Annotated in this window: 10 protein-coding genes; 2 read left to right on the top strand and 8 right to left on the bottom strand. The window is 47.6% G+C overall.

Annotated features, from left to right (window positions below; all coding sequences use genetic code 11):
- Positions 1-35: 35 nt before the first annotated feature.
- Both QFZ80_RS12965 and QFZ80_RS38945 read left to right on the top strand, forming a co-directional pair.
- The gene (locus tag QFZ80_RS12965) at positions 36-614 is read left to right on the top strand and encodes a cupin domain-containing protein (RefSeq protein ID WP_307559225.1); all 579 of its coding nucleotides are present in this window, start codon (positions 36-38) and stop codon (positions 612-614) included.
- A 5-nt stretch (positions 615-619) separates the two neighbouring features.
- Positions 620-814, top strand: a complete 195-nt coding sequence (locus tag QFZ80_RS38945) for a helix-turn-helix domain-containing protein (RefSeq protein ID WP_373460068.1) — start codon at positions 620-622, stop codon at positions 812-814.
- Between the two features lie 56 nt (positions 815-870).
- Here the strand turns inward: QFZ80_RS38945 and QFZ80_RS12960 are convergent, their stop codons facing one another.
- The 8 genes from QFZ80_RS12960 to QFZ80_RS12925 form a co-directional block, all read right to left on the bottom strand.
- On the bottom strand, positions 871-2,301 hold the full coding sequence (locus tag QFZ80_RS12960; protein ID WP_307559222.1) for a serine hydrolase domain-containing protein: 1,431 nt from the start codon (positions 2,299-2,301) through the stop codon (positions 871-873).
- A 130-nt stretch (positions 2,302-2,431) separates the two neighbouring features.
- Complete coding sequence (locus tag QFZ80_RS12955; RefSeq protein ID WP_307559220.1) at positions 2,432-3,874, bottom strand: sialate O-acetylesterase; 1,443 nt, start codon at positions 3,872-3,874, stop codon at positions 2,432-2,434.
- A gap of 63 nt (positions 3,875-3,937) precedes the next feature.
- Positions 3,938-5,503, bottom strand: a complete 1,566-nt coding sequence (locus QFZ80_RS12950; protein ID WP_307559218.1) for an extracellular solute-binding protein — start codon at positions 5,501-5,503, stop codon at positions 3,938-3,940.
- 58 nt (positions 5,504-5,561) lie between these two features.
- Positions 5,562-6,434, bottom strand: a complete 873-nt coding sequence (locus tag QFZ80_RS12945; protein WP_307559215.1) for a carbohydrate ABC transporter permease — start codon at positions 6,432-6,434, stop codon at positions 5,562-5,564.
- A 10-nt stretch (positions 6,435-6,444) separates the two neighbouring features.
- Complete coding sequence (locus tag QFZ80_RS12940) at positions 6,445-7,398, bottom strand: ABC transporter permease (protein ID WP_307559213.1); 954 nt, start codon at positions 7,396-7,398, stop codon at positions 6,445-6,447.
- Positions 7,399-7,400: 2 nt separating this feature from the next.
- Positions 7,401-9,041 carry a right-handed parallel beta-helix repeat-containing protein gene (locus tag QFZ80_RS12935; RefSeq protein WP_307559211.1) on the bottom strand — a complete coding sequence of 547 codons (1,641 nt, stop codon included), beginning with the start codon at positions 9,039-9,041 and terminating at the stop codon, positions 7,401-7,403.
- A 19-nt stretch (positions 9,042-9,060) separates the two neighbouring features.
- Positions 9,061-10,584, bottom strand: a complete 1,524-nt coding sequence (locus tag QFZ80_RS12930) for an extracellular solute-binding protein (RefSeq protein WP_307559209.1) — start codon at positions 10,582-10,584, stop codon at positions 9,061-9,063.
- Positions 10,585-10,699: 115 nt separating this feature from the next.
- Positions 10,700-14,107 carry a cadherin-like beta sandwich domain-containing protein gene (locus QFZ80_RS12925; RefSeq protein ID WP_307559207.1) on the bottom strand — a complete coding sequence of 1,136 codons (3,408 nt, stop codon included), beginning with the start codon at positions 14,105-14,107 and terminating at the stop codon, positions 10,700-10,702.
- Positions 14,108-14,118: the final 11 nt, after the last annotated feature.

Genomic DNA, 14,118 nt, shown 5'->3' with positions numbered 1-14,118 from the left:
CAGAAAAAGGTATAATGACTTGGGGGGGGATTAGGATGTATGTAGAACAGCTGCGGCTTTCACGCTCTTTTGCTTTTAGCCGCGTCTGGGGATCAGATGAGGAACACGATCTGCATGTCCATGATTGCTTGGAAATTGGCGTGCTGCTCGATCATGAGTTGGAGTACCGATTCGGCGATCGCATCTATCACGGTCGACCTGGTGACGTATTTCTGTGCCGACCTTTCGAGCCGCACTGGAGCTATGCGCATCCAGATAAACCTTTTGAAGCAATCCTTGTGCTTTTTACACCGTCGCCGGTTTTGAAGCTTCCCGATGGCAGTCGGCTGCTGATGCCGTTTTATGCCGGGCGGGGCATGTCCCCGCTCATTCCGGGGGATACGACATACGCCAAGGCCATTGCAAAAGCTGCGCGTTCCGCAGCGGAAGCACAGGAACAAGGGCAAACGGCATGGGTGACGCGTCAGTACATGCACTTGATAGATATTTTGTTACAAGTGGACGGGTTCTTTAGCGATCAAATGGAGCAAGCGGCTCCGAGAAGAACGAACACGATAGCGGAATCTGTCGGATATATTGTAAGCCATTACATTATCGCGAGTTTCGTGCACTAACGGGCTTGTCACCGCATGATTTTTTGAATCAGCTGCGCGTTCAGTCGGCCATGGATTTACTACGTATCTCAGAGTATTCGATCATCGAGATCGCTGAAAGAAGCGGTTTTCAGTCGTTGAGCTCTTTTAATAAGCAATTCAGAGCCCACGCCGGCTGCTCTCCCCGAGACTACCGAAATCGGTATCATCTGGTGCCTTAAGGATATAGAAAAAGGTCGATCTGCTGTGGCAGACCGACCTTTTATTATTTCAACGTTCATCTAACTTTTCCTAAAATCCACTTAGGATCCTCATTGCCGAACGAAACGTTCTGCCGGAATTGCAGTTGTATGCTTCCATCATAGAACTTACATATTAAAGTCACGCAAAATGGCGCTTCCACGTATCTTAACGTTAACAAGAGTGTATTCGAATCCTGCCATGTGGCTGAGCCGACCGCCACATTTTTCTGTCTCATATGCAGCATATATGTTCCTTCACACCACTCGTTTCTACCAAAGTAAACTGTATGTTTTCCGTTGTTATTTTGAATCGTAACGTTGGCGGATTCCTCTGTAAAATCAATAGAAAATGTATGAATTTGTTCCTCATTTTCTTCTAACTCGAACTCGATTCCCGATAGGCCGGTCTCCAGCGTCGAGCTTGAATGAACTCGTGGCGGTTCCAAGCTCAGTCCATGCAGCACTTGGGTTAGCGACTCAGAGGCTTCCTTATCCATAGGCAGCTCTTCAGATTGCATGGCAGGCAGCAGATGCTCCCAAATCACATCAAGTACGACTTGCATGTCATTCACTCCGGAGGTTATTGCGATGACAGCATCCTGCTCCGGGAGAACAAGGCAGAACTGCCCGAAAGCTCCGTCGCCTCGATAAGCGCCGTGACGGCATCGCCAGAATTGATACCCATACCCCTGAGCCCAGTCATTATTGGTGCTGGAGTCATTGGAAATTTGCTTCGTTGTCGCTTCTTCCACCCAAATCTCAGGAATAAGCTGGTTCCCCTCCCATTGACCTTTTTGTAGATATAGCTGTCCAAACTTGGCAATATCCTCGGTTTTGATCTTCATTCCCCAGCCACCAATGTGGATGCCGCGGGGGCAGCTTTCCGAAATAGTACCTTGGATGTCCAGCGGTTCCAACAGTCGCGGCTGCAGATATTCCAGTAACGTTTGATCGGTTACCTTCTGCAAAATAGCCGAAAGCATGTAGGTCGCCCCGCTGTTATACACAAAATGAGTACCTGGCTCATGTTCCACGGGAAGCTTCAAGAAATTGTTGACCCAGTTATCGGTTGACTGCATCTTTCCGGTTGTATCTTCCGCATGACCTGTACCCATCATGAGTAAGTGTCGGATACTCATCGCAGCTAGTTTCGGTGTAACTTCTGGCGGCATATCCTCAGGGAAAAAGGAGACAACCCGGTCATCGAGCGAGATTCGCCCTTCTCCGACTAGCAATCCGATGGCTGTTGAAGTAAAGCTTTTGGTTAAAGAAAACAGCATATGAGGACGTTCAGGCAAATAAGGATTCCACCATCCTTCCGAAACAACATGCCCGTGTCGGACGAGCATGAAGCTGTGAAGCTCTAGACTGCGGTCTTGAACCTCTTGTAGAAATCTCATAATCGAGGAAGACGCGATACCTTGACGCTCAGGCTGATTTCTTGGTAGGGATCGAATTGTACTCATTCTTGTCTCTCCTTCTACACACCAGAATATGTAAATCAACAAGACTATTATATCACTTGCATCGGCTACTTTTACAAGTAATAGACTGCTAGATAAATAACAACATGCTCACCGACAGGAGTGGATTAGATTAAGGTACTAGAACCGGACCGAATAAAGGCAATGGTATCCCCCAATCATCCCTTAGGTTAAGAGCAGGATAGTATCCAGCTCCGTATTGCAACATGGCAGCAGCAGGAATACGTTGGTTGAAACGAAGTAGAACTGCCAATCGATCATCGGATAAAGTAGCTTCTACAGGCTCCCATATTTGATCCGCCAGCTTGAATTGGAAGCCGAACACTCTATTTACATGCTGGAGGGAGCCATTCAACCCTGTAAGACGGACCCTTAATTCCGTGCGATCTACGTTCCATTCAAAGTCGCTTGGACGTGGGCCTGTTGGGAGGCTTGCACCGTATGCGATCCGTAAAGCTTGCCAAGCAAACCGTCTACCCATCACTTTAAGTGATGTTGCATCGAGATGAATGGGGTCGGACAACGTTGCGTCCGCTGTTGGTACTAAGGCGCAGGGTGCCAATCGCTGTTCCAATCGAATTTGCACGTGCTGAATAAAGTCCCAACAACTTTCATGCTGTTTATCCCACGAATGAAAGTTGGCCAATTGCGCGTAGATGAACGGCAGCTGCGGTTCATGCAAATCCTCTCTAAGACGATGTACGAATTGCTCCATGCGGTGCGCATACATAGGGGTCTCCTCTGGATTGGCATCGCTCTCTCCTTGATACCACAAACACCCTTTCACCTTCCCGCCTGAAACCTTAACCCGGCGCAGCATGGAGCCATATAAAGAGTTTCCTTCCTGCTCCAGGAACGCAGGGTCCCATTGTGTCATCCTAGTTCCACCGTGCGCACAAACGATGAGTCCGACAGGGACGCCGGCACTCCGCAGCAATTCTTTCCCGAAGGAAATGCCCAGCCCCGCTCCGCGTGTTCGTGTTTGACGTTCCTTGAGACGCGCCTCCTGTAGCTTCTCCGCAGGAACGCTCCAATGCACGGGATCCAGGGCTTCAAAATACCAACACATAGGGTCCTCAGCAATGCCCCAACGGTCATCCAAGTAGAAGCTGCTTACTCCTTCCATAGACTCCTCCACTTCAAGAAGTGTGCCGCAGCCCTGCATATTGGATTGCCCGGCAAGTATCCAAAGATCTCCTACGAAGACTGGCTCTACCGCCGCTTCTGCAATTAGTACTTCAGAAACGCCATCACGAATACGAAATTGGAGACAATGACTCCCTGTTGAAAGCCCTGAAAGAACACCGTCGAACGAATCCATATTTCGAATAACCCCCAACGTTATCCATGCTTTCTCTGCAGGCATGCTTCTTGCAGCCACCGAGCATACTTCAACGTTCCCATATGCCGGCTTAGAAAGTCTTAACGAGAAAGGAATGTCTGCCTGTTCCATCGCATCACGTTGATACACTCTTTGCGGACTTGGGCCTTCCACCCGAATTTCGCCAGGTACATTCATATTTCTCAACGAATCTCGATCACGCGAACCTTCCATTGTTCATTCTCTCCCCACAAAGAAAGGAAGCCGACCAACTTGCATCGCTTCCCCGCTTGTTATTTATTTGCCCGTTTCTGTTTTCTTGATATATTCGTTCATTTGCTTCACGTAATCAGTACCGCCGTTTTTGTACCAGCCTGTTAACAACGCATCGAATTCGGTGGCCGGAAGTTCGCCAATCAGAATTTTCATGGTCGTTGTATCCCAAGCCTTCTGGAAATCCATGTAGTTTGGCTTCTTCGCAGCCTCCGGCTGGAAGCCCAGATCCTTTCCGGCGACAACGGTGTCTACCGACTTTTTCAACCATGGCTTCACTTGCTCCACGATTTCCTTAGGCGTTCCTGTTGTGATGAAGAACTCGGTGTCATTCGCTCTGCGCATGGAGTTGCGGCGGATATAGAATTTCGGCGGCGGCGTAATCGCCTTCTTTTCACCATTCGTCAACGTATAATCTTGTCCTTCATAGCCATCGACGACGACAGGCCACATTTCATCGGAAAGCCAAGAGTCGAACAAATCAACAACCTTCTGCGGGTTTTTCGCATTTTTTGTAACTGCCCAGAAGCCCCATAGACCGGTTGGACTTGTTGCCAGATTGCCGCCCTTGACCTCGCCTTTTTCGTTCTGCACATGAACAAATGTCAATTCCGCATTTGGCTGCTGCTTTTGCATCTCGGGAAGATGCCAAGTGTAGTGTCCTGCGAAGCCGGGATAAATCCCGGTCAATCCGCGCCAGAAGCGCTCGCGCTGCTTCGTTCCGTCATTCGTCGCGGAATCTGGATCGAAAACCCCTTCTTTATATAGCCTTCCCGAAAACGCGAGGGCTTTCTTGAACGCATCGCCCTTCTGATCATACATCGGGTTCATATATTCGTATTCGCCGCCTGATGCTTTTTGCCAGCCCATTAGACCGAACGGTCCAGTGAGAACCGGATCTAGCACTTTGCGTCCGTTATACGCCCCGGCGTAGCCGTAGGTATCGTTTTTCCCGTTTTTATCCGGATCGTTGAACGTGAATTTCTTCAATATTTCTTCAAACTGCGCAATGGTAATCTCTCCGTTAGCCGGAATCGCGAAGCCCACATTTTTCAGCCAATCTTTCCGTACCCAATAACCGTCGTTACGAACGACAGAGGTCCGCGGAATACCGTAAATTTTGCCATCCTGATTCACCTTCAGTTGATCCCAGGAGGCTTGGTACGTATACTTATTCAGGTTCGCTGCCGACTTCAGATAATCGTTTACCGGAATGAGAATTCCGTCGCGAACAGCGTTCTGGAAAGCTTGATCGGTCGTATTTTCGAAGAATACAACGTCTGGATACTCGCCCGAAGCGAGCATAAGCTGAAGCCTCTCTTTATACCCTGTGACCGGTGGAATATCGAATGATAGCTTCACATTGTTTTTCTTTTCCAGCTCCCCAATAAACTTAGCATCTGTCACGGATATGTCTGGTTGATCATGCATAGCCATGATTTTCAAAGCGACCGGACCTGCAGAAGCTGACGGTTTTGTACTGGCAGCAGTTGGACTTGAACCTGGATCTGTTGAATTTGAAGCACAAGCGCTAGTTAACAGCATCATGCCTGCGAGCGCTATTACGATTCCTTTACGATTCTTGCTCATTTCTTATACCCTCCTCATGTAAATAAAGCTGATCTATAGCTGCGGGTTGCCCCGATGACTATCCTTTAACCGAGCCTAGCATGATCCCTTTGACAAAGTACTTTTGCACAAACGGATAGACGCACAAAATTGGAATCATAACAATCATTAATGTGGCGTACTTTAAGGTTTCACTCGTCACTTGCTGCGAGCCCGCCTCAGCGGCATTCGATTGCTGCGCCATCATACTAGCCGCTTCAATCACCTCACGTAGGTAAAGCATGAGCGGCCAATTCGTTTCACTGCGGATGTAAATAATCGCATTAAAGAAGTTGTTCCAATAGCCTACCGCAGCGAAAAGGCACAAAGTAGCGATAATCGGTTTCGATAAAGGAACGATGATGCGAAATAAGATGTATGGATCTGAAGCACCGTCCATACGAGCCGCTTCCTCCAGCTCCTCGGGCAGCGATTCGAAGAAATTTTTCATAAGAATAAGACTGAAGCCAGAGAATAACGCCGGCAGTATTAAAGCCGCAAGCGTATCAAGCAGTCCGAGTGAGCGTATCAAGTAAAAATTGGGAATCAACCCCCCGTTGAACAGCATCGTGAATACGATGAGCATCATGAGGAACTTTCGTCCTTTGAGCACTCTTTTGGACAATGGATAGGCCGTAATGATATATAGGAAAATGCCTAAGGTTACTCCGCAGATCGTAACGATCAACGTATTCAAATAACTTCTCCACAGCAATGCGCGCGACATGATCTCTTGATAAGCCGCCAAGCTGAATTCATGCGGCCAGATCATCGTCGGATTATTCACATAAGCCGAATAGGAACTTAGGGATACAGATGCTACATTGATAAACGGGTACAGCATGACCACACAGATGAGCGTGAGCAGCGTATAGTTGATTGTGTCGAACAGCTCTAGTTTCATTTTGCTCATGTAATCTCACCTACCAAATTTGTTTTCCGAACAGTCTTGCGATTCGATTAGCCATAATAATGAGAACGAAACCGATCACCGCTTTAAATAGTCCAACTGCTGCAGCGAAAGACAGTCTACCGTCGATCAAGCCAACTCGGTACGTATACGTTTCGATAACATCAGCCACTTCATAGGTCATCGGATTGTACAACAGGTACACCTGCTCGAACCCATTGTCAAGAATGTGGCCGAGCTGCAAAATAAGCAGGACAACAACAGTTGTAGTAATTCCCGGCAGCGTGATGTAGCGGATTTGCTGTAGTCTGGAAGCCCCATCCATCTTGGCTGATTCGTACAAGGATGGGTCGATCCCCGTCATCGCAGCGAGATAGATAATCGTTCCCCACCCGACTCCCTTCCAAACCTCCGCCGATACGAGAATCGTTCGGAAATATTCCGGCTTTAGCAGAAACGAAATCGGCTCGTAGTCCAAAGCTTTAATTAGAAAATTGACTGGACCTGTCGATGGCGATAGAAAATTAATGATCATCCCTGCCAATACAACCCAGGAAATAAAGTGCGGTAAATACAGAATCGTCTGCGATAATCGTTTGAACATCAGATTTCTTACTTCATTGAGCATGACGGCCAAAATGATCGGAGCAGGAAATCCGAACAATATTTGATAAAAACTGATGATCAGCGTGTTGCTCATCACCTTGTAAAAATCGCGCGATTGGAACAAATACGCAAAATTTTCAAAACCTATCCACTTGCTTGCCCAAATCCCTTTCACTAAGCTGAAGTCTTTAAAAGCAATCACGATACCGAACATCGGAATATATTTGAACACAAGTAAATAAATCAGCCCTGGCACCAAAAAGATATACAGCCATTTATGCAGCCTGAAGTGTTTCATCGTTTCGCTTTTACGTTCAATAGGTCGGGTGGCTGTATGTTTCTCAGCAGATAATTCCACCATCCTCACTTCCTTTCTTCAATGACGATCTCTCTCGTTGTATGCGGGTCGATTCTGTAAGGCTGCCCGACATTATGAAAGCGGTTACAAACAAGACGAACACCCTCCGCTTGATGAATGTCCACCCCCACAGGAGCATGGTGAAACGTACAATCATCAATAACGATATCTTCGTTATAAATACCCTCCAAGCCCTCCGAACGTATACCAATGCCTCCGGTTACCCCGCAGCGAGGCGTATATCCGCAGTTATCAAAGCTGCATCGTCGAACTGTAACACCCTTCGGATGCCCGCCTTCATAAAACTCCGTCCACTCGGCGCCAATCAGTATGCCTACATTCATTAAATTCTGATAGACAACATCCTCAATCAAGACCTTACTATACTTGATGATATGCCCGCAGCCGGCAATATTGCGGAACACCGAATGTTTGATCGTATAGGAGTTCAGCTCCCAGCAGGACGGAACGATATGAGCGTTCTTATTCAACGACAGGTTCACCGAGTCTTCACACTCGATCAAATAATAGTGACCGCCTTTGCCTTGACCGTCCGGACGCCAAGAGCGAATCTTGTTCTGCATCGGTTCATTTCCGTTATAAATAGTTAGCCTGCTATTCGTACGAAGCGGAGCATAGCTCCACTTCGCCCAGAGCCGCAGGTTATGACGATCGATCACCTTGTCGACCAAGAGGAACGTGCTGTGCATGTTCTGACCGTCCATCCGTACACCCTCTACAAACATGTGCTCAATCTCGAAATCGCCTTCACACTTATAAATCTTCCACGCATCTCTAGGTGCTGTGAACAGCAGCTTCCCTTCCGGCTGAAATCGTACGCGGCTCGCCTTCACACCATTGCAGCATTCCGTATGCATCGCAAAACCGTTCGAGCTGACCGTATGCAAATTGTCGAGCCGCAAATGATGGCATTCCTTGAACTGCAGCTGAAACTCGGTATTCGCTCCAAAATGCCAAGATAGTCCTTCGCCAATGGACACCTGACTGGCAACTTCAGGGCTATCAAGCCTCAACCTGCGTCCTTCGCCGCCTTCTACGCGACGCCAGTTAACCCCAGCGCCCTTACCATAGGTCACACTCTCGCCAACCAATGCACCAGCCTGCAAGTCAAAACGGTTCGCGCAATAGCAGGCCATGCCATCTATATAGGGATTGCTTTCAAACACCTCTACAACAAGGAAATCATCTCCTTTGTCGACGATGACTCCGCTACTAGAATAAGCCGGCTCCCGCGAAAATTTCAAATTTCGCAGCTGCAAATTTTCACACCGTTCCGCCCAAAGGATAGCAGGCAAATAAGCTTCGTTCTCTCCTTTGTGACAACCAACTAGCAGCGACGCCGGACTTCCGTCCTGATCCACCGCTCCCTCTAACATCAAGCCATGCATATCACAAAGCCAAAGATGTCTGCGAGACCAATCCTGACGCTCAGCTTCCTCATCTATCACAAAGCTATGCAGATAGTAGGTTCCGGGCTCCAGCAGCACACTTGATTTTCCATTCGCAGCAGCAAATGCTATCGCCCTGCGAAGCGCCTCTGCCTGATCGCCAGGGTCATCCGGCACTGCTCCAAAGTCCCTCGCAAATACATAGTTCTGTCGTTCTTGTTCCGTTATATTGAGCATGCCCAGGCACCTTCCTAAATTACTGGTTAAGCAAATCTTGTTCGACAAGCTGCTTTATTGCGGATTCCATATATAATTCATAATGATAGGTCTTCTCAAGCGTGTGAACGAAATCGTCATACTCCGATAATGGACGTTTATCATAAATGAACTTGAACGTCTCCTCCATTATGTATCGATTCGCATCAGCAGCATTAAAGCCAGGAGGCAGTTCGATAAAAGCGTCTAAGACCTTTAACCTCGACTGCTCGATGGCGAAACGATAATACGGTTCTGCATCCGGGAATTTCGTTTGTAAATAGGTCATTTCGTCACGACCGACCAATTGATACAAGTGTGAATACACAACATCATGGATTTGCTCTGTTGGTGTAATCGTCTCCCCGGATAACTGATAATGAATTCCTGGGAGTCCATATTGCACGAGACGAGAGCCCTCCGTAGAGGACAAATAGTTAAGCAGTTCAATAATCTTCTGCAATTTCTCCGGTTCCTTCTGGAGCGAGGCAGGCATGACCATCATACTGCGCGCACCCACATCGTCATAGCCGTTATAAGATCCTCCCGGGCCGGTTGGCGCTTGTATTTGAACCCATTTGGCTTGCGGCTGAAAGGCGCTGATTTGTTTGGCGGCATCGCTGTTTACGACGACCGGCCAATTGAAATTCAGCAATCCGACCTGTCCTTGATAGGCCTTATCCTTTTGCTGTCCCTTTGTATTCGCCAGAAAATCGGGGTCGACGACACCTTGCTTCACCATTTCATTCATAAACCCAAGTGCTTGTTTGATGCGAGGATCATAGATTGAATTTACAAGCTTACCGTCCTTCAAATAAAACTTGCCCAGATAAGTTGTGCCGTACGCACCGAATATTTGATCCAACGCGTTAAATTGTGGATTACCCGTAAAACCATAGGTATCGTTCTTGCCGTTTCTATCTGGATCCTGTTCGGTGAAAGCTTTCATTACATGTAGCAGCTCTGAGATTGTTACTGGCACCTGCATACCGACCTGTTCCAGCCAATCCTGACGAAGCCATAAAGTAAACTGCGGAGCAGGCGAAGCCTTCGGGATGCCGAACACCCTTCCCTTGACCGTCCCCGTCGTCATCGCCTCTTCTCCGCCGACAAATTGCTTTGTCGCTTGAAGCTTATCCATATGGGGCGATAAATCCAATAAACTTCCCTGCTGCGATAGTTTGATCATATCCCTGCGATCCACATAGAACAGATCTGCAGAGGTGTTGCTCGCTAAGCGGAGATTACGCTGATTTTTATAATCCTCATCACCTACAACTGCTGTGATTTTCAAGTCGATGCCAAGCTTTGTATCCAGTTCCTTCTTGATCATATCCATAGCCGGGTCTGTCGGAAGGTTGTTAATCGCGCTTACCAGCACCTCGATCTTCACCTTTGCACCGGTTTGATTGTTCGGAACAGATGATTCTGGGCTCGCAGACTGCTGATTGCATCCTGCTAAGCTGAAGGCCAACAATACGCATGTCACCAAAGTGGGAACAGATTGCCATCGTTTCAAGTCCATAAGTCTCTCTCTCCCTCATTGCAATGAAAGTGATGCTATACGTTTATTGTACAGCCTGCGAGCCCTAATAGCCTTTCAACATTTCATGAAATACTTCAAAATTTCATTAATTTTTCTATTTGTTCTTGATTTTATCTTTGTTTTTGTCCTTGTCCTTTTTACCAGAATCAGTGTTATGGTCGATAGGATCACTCGTCCTTGGCACGAACATCACCGCATCCGCACGAAGGTAAGCCGTATCCATGGCAGTCATCGTAACTGATGCTTCCGCATCTTGTGTAAAACGATAGGTGCCGAGCGAGATCCATTGCTGGCCCCCCAGCTTTTGGTCGACCATGACGGACGTTGAGCCACCTGCATGCTGCACTGTGTACTGCGCTTGCGTCGTATTGTTATGGAAGGACGGATTCCATATCCGTACTTCGTAATTCCCCTCAGCTACCAGAGCCTTGCTCCACTTCGCTTGATCGCCAATGGTTCGTGTAAATCTTGTATCATTATCGTCATAACCGAATGCATCAGATGTCGAAGCCCAAATGCCTGTTTCCGAATAGCCCGGATCTCCGTTATCCACGATGACGGCATCAATTGGAGCAACCAATCCATAATCTTTTGTGTAAAATTTGAAATAATCATAGGTTACCTCCGCGGGCAAATACTCATCGGCAACCGGCAGCTTATACACTAATGACGTCAGCCATAGATGCTGACCTCGTCCTTGCGTCCCCGCTCCATGCGGTCCGGGATAAAATTCTTCTCTGAACATCTTGCCGTCCACGTAAAATTTAATTTTTGTCGGAGTCCATTCCATACCATACGTATGGTAGCCATCAGACGAGTCCACTTCCTTGTATGTCGTGTAAGGCACATAAGTCAGATGAGCATCTCCTGGCCACCAATAATGACCCGCTGTCATTAAACCATCCGGGTGTGAAGTATCAATCTCAAAGCCGTCAATTTCATTCACCTGATAATCCGTCGACGGCGAATAGAGCTGATCTCCATCGAGGACTGATACGCGCTGATTCAAGCCCGCAATCCAGAAGGAGCTGTGAAAACCTTCCTTGTTCCATTGCTTAAATCTGGTTTCATAATAGCCATATCCCAAAAGCGGCTTGGTGATGATGCCTCCGCCGGAATACGCCTTTCCTCCGCTGTCAGCAGGCTCTTTTTTCAAAGCGATTCGAAGAAAGCCGTCCGATACGGACACATTTTCCTTCTTATTATCGGTGTAAGCATTGCTTCCAATACGATAATACCACTGACTGTTATTCAACTCGGATCCGTTGAATTCATCCTCGAATGCGAGCGTATAGCCGGAACCCGGTACTGACGGTACCAATTCGATATGCAGTCGATAGAACATACTACGGCTTCCATCCTGGGAGGTCACCTCGATAGGGATGGTGCGGACTTCACCGAATAAAGATTCCTTGGGGACAAATAGGCTGGCTTGGCTTTGTCCATCAATTTTCAACGTTTGACCTACCGCGCCCTTCACTGGTGTTAATGTAAGGTCTCGATCAGTCACGATTGTGTAATCGGTTATATAGGGATCAAACGAAATAAGGCTGTTCGATAATGTGATGCCTGATAACCGCTCATAATTTTCTCCCGGTACGTTTGTTGGCGGCTCAGCTCCATAGATTTCAAAGGAATATAACCCGGTAAACACCAAATCCTTTGCTTTATCCGCATAAAACCGCACATATCTAGACGTCACTTCAGGAAAGCTGATGCTTTCAATCGAGGAAGGCTTAGCATTGCTGACATAGGCATCCTGCCATTGCAAGCCGTCGTCCGAGTATTGAATCTTGAAGTTTTGCATATCCGTGTAGTTGTAAAAAGCAGCCACTGCTCGATTAAACGAGGTCCTGCGAAGTAAATCTACCTCCAACCAGATATACGGCGTGCCGTCTGCCAGGACATTCCGCCAAACCGAAGCCCCATCGCCATCCACTGCATGCTTACCCGGCGTCAAATAGTATTCCTGAGAAGCCTTTACCGGCTTCCCGCGTGTATGATTCCCTTTACCCACCGTAATGTCATATTGCTTCTTGAAAGAGCGGTCCTCCGCTTGCACCTCAACTTCAATGGTTTGAACGCCATGTGCCAGCATTATTGGCAATGAGTCTGTTCCTTCGCTTATCTGGACACCGTTCACGAAAAAGACTGCGTTCGAATCACTTGGTTCAGCCGTTACAATGATTTCATTCACCCCATTCGGGGCCTCATAGGCATATGTCATTACGTCCGGCTCAAAGCCCGGCGATTGGTTCTGTCCAGGTCTTACATTGTAGCCTCTCGTCAACTCTTGACTGTTAATCTTCAGCTGCTTCAGGGTTGCGTCGGCTTTTTGACGATAAATATTCAGCCTATAGGACTGGGTATAAGCTGGATCTTGAGCTATCACCACAATGTCAATCTCGTTATTACCGACTGTTAAATCTACAGGTATCACTTGTTCTGAGTTGATTGCGGTCCCGTTTATCTTCACAGATGCTGCGGTATCCGCTGTTGTAGGCAAGATAGTAATGGATGCGCTTGCATTTTGAACCGTATACGTATAAGAAGTCACGGTGGGGTCGAATCCCTGTAAAGGAACCCCGTTCAAGTGCAAAGCGCTTAACGCCACATTCGTATTGTTGCCAGCGGATCGTTTTACGTTAATCGTGTATCGCTTCGTATAGCTGTTATTTTCCGCTTGTACATCGATAGGAATCTCATTATCTCCAATAATTAACGGAATGGGCTCACTTGAAGTCCCGCTATTCATCACTGAACCGTTCACCCTAATTACTGCTGAAGGATCAGTAGCTGTCGGATTAATCGTTATCTCCTGAACAACATTACCTACAAGATACGTATACGAAGTCACTGTAGGCTGAAATATGGATGTGTCGCCAACCTGCAAATCACTGAGTGTATGGATCCGCGATGGTAGTTTCTCAAACTTCACCGAATCCGAATTAAAATAACCAGTCGGGCCTCCCGGATCTCTGGAAAGCTTCACGTATTCCTCCCCCGCACCTTTAAAATCAAAGATCCCGATCTCTACCCAACCGCCAGCCGGAGCCGCATTATCATATGCCGTCTTTGTCGACTCCCCATTACGATACACCTCAGTCATTAGTCGAGCCGCTGCCGCCGTTCTTTGGACGATCCATACGGACACACGATATGTCCCGATCGTAAAACTTTGCTCGCTTAAAGACGGTGTGTAGGTTGCATAGGCTGTATTCGTATTGGCGTTTTGTGCACCCTTCGCATAAGCGAGTGTGCTTTTGGTGCCGCCACCCAGCATGCCCGAGCTAGAATAGCCCTTGGTCGTCGTGGGCAGTTCACCTGCGATATTAGGTGCCCCCTCATTATCGTTATCGATAATAATCGTTTGCTGCACAGATTCTTCTGCGTAGGCTTTTTCAGTTCCATAAGTTTCAAAAATACCGCTTAATCCTGAAGCCATAAGAAGTAGGAAAGCAAGAAAGCAGGAAAACATACGTCTGACTGTTTGGTGCATCATAAATCCCCCCA

This window comes from Paenibacillus sp. V4I7, assembly GCF_030817275.1.
GTDB lineage: Bacteria > Bacillota > Bacilli > Paenibacillales > NBRC-103111 > Paenibacillus_E.
Note: the sequence above shows the minus strand (reverse complement) of the source record. Positions and strands in the feature narration are given on the sequence as shown.

Excerpts from the sequence above, each read along its gene's own strand:
- QFZ80_RS12950 (WP_307559218.1), bottom strand. The coding sequence starts at position 5,503 with ATGAGCAAGAATCGTAAAGGAATCGTAATAGCGCTCGCAGGCATGATG.
- QFZ80_RS12945 (WP_307559215.1), bottom strand. The coding sequence starts at position 6,434 with ATGAGCAAAATGAAACTAGAGCTGTTCGACACAATCAACTATACGCTG.
- QFZ80_RS12930 (WP_307559209.1), bottom strand. The coding sequence starts at position 10,584 with ATGGACTTGAAACGATGGCAATCTGTTCCCACTTTGGTGACATGCGTA.
- QFZ80_RS12935 (WP_307559211.1), bottom strand. The coding sequence starts at position 9,041 with ATGCTCAATATAACGGAACAAGAACGACAGAACTATGTATTTGCGAGG.
- QFZ80_RS12960 (WP_307559222.1), bottom strand. The coding sequence starts at position 2,301 with ATGAGTACAATTCGATCCCTACCAAGAAATCAGCCTGAGCGTCAAGGT.
- QFZ80_RS12925 (WP_307559207.1), bottom strand. The coding sequence starts at position 14,107 with ATGATGCACCAAACAGTCAGACGTATGTTTTCCTGCTTTCTTGCTTTC.
- QFZ80_RS12940 (WP_307559213.1), bottom strand. The coding sequence starts at position 7,398 with ATGGTGGAATTATCTGCTGAGAAACATACAGCCACCCGACCTATTGAA.
- QFZ80_RS12965 (WP_307559225.1), top strand. The coding sequence starts at position 36 with ATGTATGTAGAACAGCTGCGGCTTTCACGCTCTTTTGCTTTTAGCCGC.
- QFZ80_RS12955 (WP_307559220.1), bottom strand. The coding sequence starts at position 3,874 with ATGGAAGGTTCGCGTGATCGAGATTCGTTGAGAAATATGAATGTACCT.